Annotated in this window: 1 protein-coding gene; it reads right to left on the bottom strand. The window is 37.2% G+C overall.

Annotated features, from left to right (window positions below):
- The coding region (locus V7183_RS14690) for an amino acid adenylation domain-containing protein (protein ID WP_335359990.1) at window positions 1–6,776 on the bottom strand (6,776 nt) is incomplete at both ends.

Raw genomic sequence — 6,776 nt, 5'->3', positions numbered from 1 at the left:
TATTGTCTATAACTTGCTGTAATCGAAGTTGATACGTTTCAAACATGGCACTGATCATGTCTTCATCAAACAAATCTTTTGCATAATCCCAAGTCACAATTAATTGTCCGTCGCTTTCCGCAACTTGGAAGTCCAAAAACACTTCAGGGGTCTGATTTATTCCGTATTTCAATTCTCCCCTACTACCTATATTGGCATTGAAAAAATCTACTTCGTCACGAAGCATACTCGTAAATACAATTGGCATTATAGCTTGATCTTCTTGACCACGGTGTTCAGCCAGATCACGCAGGAAATCAACCCCACTGTAAAATCTGTGGTCTAACGCTTCAAATAACCGATTCTGAATCTCAGTAGTTCTTTCCCAAAATGGTCTATGAGATGATAAATCGATATCTAACAACAATTTCGATACGAAATCCCCCATCAGAGACATTCCATCTTGATGAAAAGGCTGATTACTAAACAGATTTAAGCTAAGTGCCATATTGGATTGATTGCTCCATTTAAATAGAACTTCCGCATATATTGTGCACAATAACGCAGATGGTGCAATTTTGTTATCCAAAGCCTTGTTTCTCACAATCGCCCAGTCTGTCGCAGCAATTCTCGTTTCTAAACGTTTTACTGTTGCGTTGTTTACAGCATTCCCATTTGGAAGAAGTGGTAACTGAGGTGCATGCGGGAAATTGTCTACTTTTGCCTTCCAATAAGCTTGATCTCTTTGCTGCAATGCCCGCATCAAATCTGAAACTTGCTGTGCCAGATGATTGGCACGATGATCAAGCTCTGCTTGGGTCGAATCTTTCTCCTCTTTCTTAACATCCTCTTTCTTAAGTAGCTCTTGCAAACGGTCTTCTGGATGTTTTATAACTTCTGATAGTAATAAAACATAATCATCCAGCATTTGCTTTATCGTTTCCTGTTTAAATAAATCTGTAGAATACTCTAAGTTGACCACATAACCCTCTGATGTGTGTATTACCATTAAATTCAGATCAAACTTAGCTACTTTTCCTTCCATTGGTACCCATGTTCCACTCACAATGCTCTTTGAACCAGACATAATTTCACTCTCTGGCATCATGAACATTACATCAAATAATGGATTTCTTGATAAATCTCTCTTTACATCTACTGCCTCAACCAAGTCTTCATATTGAAAGTCCTGATTATCGTACGCACGAAGACATTTTTCTTTTACTCCAAGCAATACTTGTTCAAAACTCTCCTCTTGTTTCACTTTTCCTTTGATAGCCAAGGAGTTTACAAACATCCCCAGCATTTCTTGTGTATCAACGTGGGTTCTACCTGATACAGGAGTTCCGACTACAATTTCTTCCTGTTGACTGTATTTGCTCAATAGAATCATAAAGGTTGATAACATAGTCATGAATTCCGTAGCACCATGCTTCTTCGCTAATTCTTTTATTTCCATAAAAACTGGTTCTTCAATCTTAGTTTTTACGTCGGCACCATTGAAGCTCTTTTTCTTAGGACGTTGGAAATCTGTATTCAAATTAAGTATTGGAATTTCGCCTAAGAACTCGTTTTTCCAATATGCCGCCTGCTTCGTAATATCCTGAGTCATTTGCCAAGCAGAGAAATCTTTATAATGAAGCCTTGGGATTGGTAAAGTATTTCCTTCATATAACTCGCTTATCCAGTTCATCATAATAGGCAGACTTTCTCCATCAGAAACAATATGATGAATATCCAGCATCAAGTATGAAGCTTGTGGTGTCTGTAATAACTTAACCCGCATCAAAGGTGCTTTGAATAAATCAAATGGGCAAACAAAACGATCATATTCATCTTGAATATCTAGTGTATCTGCTTCTTTGTATTCCAATACTACTCTCGCATCTGGTTGAATCACTTGAACTGGCTCTCCATTAATAAGATGGAAGCTGGTTCTTAATACTTCTTCTCTCTCTAAGAGCTTATCTAATGCTCCCTGTAACTGCTCTTTATCCAGAGTGTTTTCGTATTTTATGACATTCGAAATGTTATAGGAAGTACTAGGACCTACTATCTCATTGAGAAGATAAAGTCGCTTTTGAACAGAACTCATAGGATAGAACTCTGCTTCAGCTATTTTCGGTATTTCCGAAAAACGATCCTGTTGTAAGCTTCCAATTCTTTCTGCAATACGTTTTGGTGTAGATAAAGCAAATATTTCACTAAGCTGCAGTCTTATACCGATTGTCTTTTCTAATTCATTACACAATAATGTAACTTTCAGTGAATGACCACCCAAGTCAAAAAAGCTATCATTGACACTAATTCCTGTTATTCCAAGGACTTTCTCAAATGCTTCAACTATTAACTTCTCTTCTCTATTTATTGGTGCTACATATTCCTTAGGCTTGTATTCTGGTTCTGGTAGTGCCGCTTTGTCCAGCTTTCCATTATGACTTAATGGAATTTGGTCAATTCGAATAATATACACAGGAACCATATAGTCTGGTAACTTCTTGCGTAATTCACTCTTGATTGTATCTTCGTCTAATTCTTCTATTTCTGTATGAACGACTACATAAGCACACAGATATTTTTCTCCTTGCTTGTCTTGTCGTACTACAACGGCTGCTCCACTAACTCCTTCGAGCTCCATCAAAGTACTTTCAATTTCTCCTGGTTCGATTCTGAAACCTCTTATCTTAACTTGATCATCTATACGGCCAAGGTACTCGATATTTCCATCCGGTATCCACCGTGCCAGATCACCTGTTTTATACATCATTCCTGAACCAAAAGGATTTTTAATAAATTTCTGAGCTGTTAATTCTTCACGATTTAAGTATCCACGCGACACACTTTCTCCTGCAATACATAATTCCCCTGGTACACCTATTCCGGCTATTTTTTCATTTGATAATATATAAATTTGTGTATTACTAATAGGCTTACCAATTAATATTTTATCTACATCTAAGCCTGTTGGACAATGATATCCACTGGAATTAACTGTAGTTTCTGCTGGACCATAGAGATTCAGTAGTTCTGCTCTTACTTGTCCTTTTTCCCTTAATTGATTATAATGTCTCACACTTTCCGCATTCAGTTTCTCACCAATATTAATGATATAACGCAGAGTATTTATTTTTTCTTTGCTCATATCTAATTCTTCTAGAAACATATTGAACATGGAAGGAACGAACTGGATTGCATTGACTTTATAATCCTGAATTACCTTGATGATCTTATCACTTTGACTTTCTTCTCCTTGTTGCAAAATAACAAGTTTACCACCCGCTAACATCCACCAAAATACTTCCCAGGCAAAAACATCAAATGCACAAGTGGTCTTCATTAAAAGAGATTCTCCCTCGTGTAATGGGTATTCTCTTTGTGTCCACATCTGCTGATTGACTATATTCTGATGCTCTACCATAACCCCTTTTGGTTTTCCTGTTGTACCCGATGTATAAACCAGATAAATAAGATCACGAGGAGTATTTACATGTTCTAGATTCCCTGCACCTTCTCCATAATTGCTTTCACTATATAAGTTAACAACCTTTTCAGGAGAAATATTATACTTTCCATGACCAATTAAAACCGCTTTAGGCTGGCTATCTTCCAATATATACTCGATACGTTCTTCTGGATACAATGGGTCAATGGGTACATATGCTGCACCCGACTTTAGGATGGCATATAACCCGATCACCATCTCCAAACTTCTTTCTGCTATAATCGCAACAAAATCATCAGGCTGGACATGGTATTCCCGTCGTAACTTTAATGCAAGCTGATTGGCACGAGCATTTAATTCAGCGTAACTCAATTGCTCATTCCCGCATACAACTGCTGTATTATGGGGGGTTCTTGCTACTTGTTCTTCAAATAATTGTACAATTGTCTTGTCTCTTGGATAGTCGCTGTCCGTTGCGTTAAACTGTACTAATTCTTTCATTTCTTCTGCTTCACTGGTCATGCCTAATTCGATTAATTTCGTCTGTGGTGCTGCAATTGCTTGTTCCATAAGCCTTTGCAGATGGGAACCAATAATGTTTATTTGTTCCTTGTTATATAGCTTTGTACTGAAAAGAATTCTAAAATGGATACGATCACTCTTAAATGCTGTCATTCCCAAGTCATACCCAATTTGTTCGCGGTAATATTCGGATTCCACATTTAATTTGCCATCAATATTTATACTTGTTCCTTGATAGCCTTCAAAGAAGAATAATGTTCCAATTAGATCTCTTCCTAATAAAGTATGATTCTGTATTTCTGCTAAGGGAAGAAAATCGTGTTCATTTGCAATAATTGCCTGGCTCTGTAATGATTTCAACAAATCGGCAAAGGTGTCTTCGTTTGTTGTCGATATACGTACGGGTATTGTATTGATAAATAAACCAACGATTTCTTCAATACCTTCAATCTCTGCATTTCTACCAGATACAACTTTTCCAAATACAACATCATTTGTTGAGTTGTATTTTTCCAATAAAACGCCCCAACAAGCTTCTACTAGCGTGTTCAATGTTACATCATATTGGGCACATATCGCTTCTGCTTGTTCAGTTACCTCTATGCTTAACTTAAACTCTTGGCTCTGACTCTCTTCTTCTGTTTCATCTGGACGACCTAAAGGTAGAATATCAGCCCTTGTCTCATATCCTTGAAGAAGGTCTTCCCAATATTTAAGGCTCGTCTCTTTATCTTTTTCATTTATATAATGGACAAACTTTTCATAGCTACCCATTTTATTAGAAGCAGCCTGATTAGGTGTTTTTAATTGTTCTTCATCTGTTGCCATATACGCACTAAATAATTCTTTACGCAAAATTGGCAAACACCAACCATCTAAAATAATATGATGGTTTGTCATGATCAACCGATAACCACTGTTGTTTATTTTTATCAGATTCATACGAAGTAGTGTATCTTCTTCTAAATCAAATCCTCGTTTTACATCTTGTTCCTTTAAATCAAGATAATCCGATTCATTATCTACTTCCATATAATTAAATTCCGGCATTCTTTCTTTCAATACAACTTGTCTTGGTACACTTACTCCCCGATAACAGATTTTTGTACGTAAAATATCATGCTGTGTTGCTAAATACTTAAAAGCTTTGTGCATCTTCTCTACATCTACATCTGCCAATCGCAACGTCTGCTGAACAACATATTTTGTAGATGATTCATCCATAAGCTTCTCATAGAGCATTCCCTCTTGCACAGGAGCCAATGGATAGATACGTTGAATTTCCTGGCCGCGGATTTCGACAGCTTCCTGTACATAACAAAATTCGCTATCTTTCCATACGCTCTCACCAAAATCACTTGCCGTTGACTCACTCTTCTGTGCGTGGGAGCAATGTTCTGCGACTGCTATCAGTTCTTCTTCATATGCTTTTCCTATTTGCTCAATTCTCTCAGCCAAATAACGACTGCTGTTGCAGGTTACTGTCATAGATAAACTACCTTTTTGCACATGACCTATGACGTTAATGGATGGTCCAAATTGATTACGAGGATTCGTATCCTGTCCATAACCTAATTGTGAAAACTCGAAATATAGATCGCCAGATTCTTTCTTTGTTCCTAGTTCTCCAAGATAATTAAATGATATATCTGGTGCCACTTCTACATCCATTTCTTCTGGATTACCCATGGCTGCATTCTTTATGATGCCATAATCAATTCCATGTCCTGGTACGCGTCGTAGTGTCTCTTTCGTATTTCGAATATCCTGTGCAATATTAGTGCCTAACTCATCTAAAACTACGGGATATATACTAGTGAACCATCCTATTGTCCTACCTAAATCAAAAGAGCCTACTGTTTCTTCACGACCATGTCCTTCCATCTGTATAGCAAGCGTTCTCTGACCTGTTACTTTGTTTACCGCACGTCCTAGTGCTGCTACAAGCAAGTCATTAATCTCTGTATTATAAGCATGTGCACTTTCTTTTAATAACTTTTCTGTGATAGCGGCATTAAGACATGCCACGGCTGTCTTTGGTTCGAATTTATCATCAATTCCATCTTCTTTTAACTTACCATCAACCAATTTATTTTCTATTTCTGACCAGTAAGCTAACCTTCTCTTTAACTTTTCACTCTGGCTGTAATAAGCTAATCCTTCGCTCCATACTTTAAAGGAAACGGTTTTAGCTGGTAATGTTATCTCTTTTTGATTCAAAGCTTGAGAGTAGCCCTTCTCCAAATCCTCAGTTAAAATCCGCCAGGAAATCACATCCATTATCATATGATGAGCTAGCAACATCATATAATCTTGCTCCGGCGTACTAAATAAAACAGCCTGCAATAATGGTCCTTCCGCCAAATCCATCTTTACTTTCGTTGTCTTAATTTTTTCCTGAATCTCTTCAGATTCACATGCTATTTTTGTAAAGCCGTACCATTTCTTATCTTCTACTTTCCCTATAACCTGTTTCTTATCTTTGTACGTAGCTCTCAACATATCATGATGCTGCACTAACGCAGATAAAGCTTTTTGTAGTGCCAGATCATTTAGTTTTTCACGAACCTTAAACACTTGGCATACATTAAAATGTTCAGGATCTATCATATTTTGTGCGAAGAAGTAGTTTTGAATTGGTGTCAGTGAAATTTCACCAGTTATTTCTCCTTGCTCCGCAGGCATAATTTCTTTTTTTGTGGATAAATTCATGGCTATTAGCTTTGGTGTTCTCTCCATCAAAAGATTTCGCATGGAGCTATCGTATCCAGCTTCTCTTATCTTGTTTAGAATATGGATAGCCTTAATCGAATCTCCACCCAAATCAAAGAAA

This window comes from Bacillus sp. JJ1127, assembly GCF_036965845.1.
Lineage (GTDB): Bacteria > Bacillota > Bacilli > Bacillales > Bacillaceae_G > Bacillus_A.
Note: the sequence above shows the minus strand (reverse complement) of the source record. Positions and strands in the feature narration are given on the sequence as shown.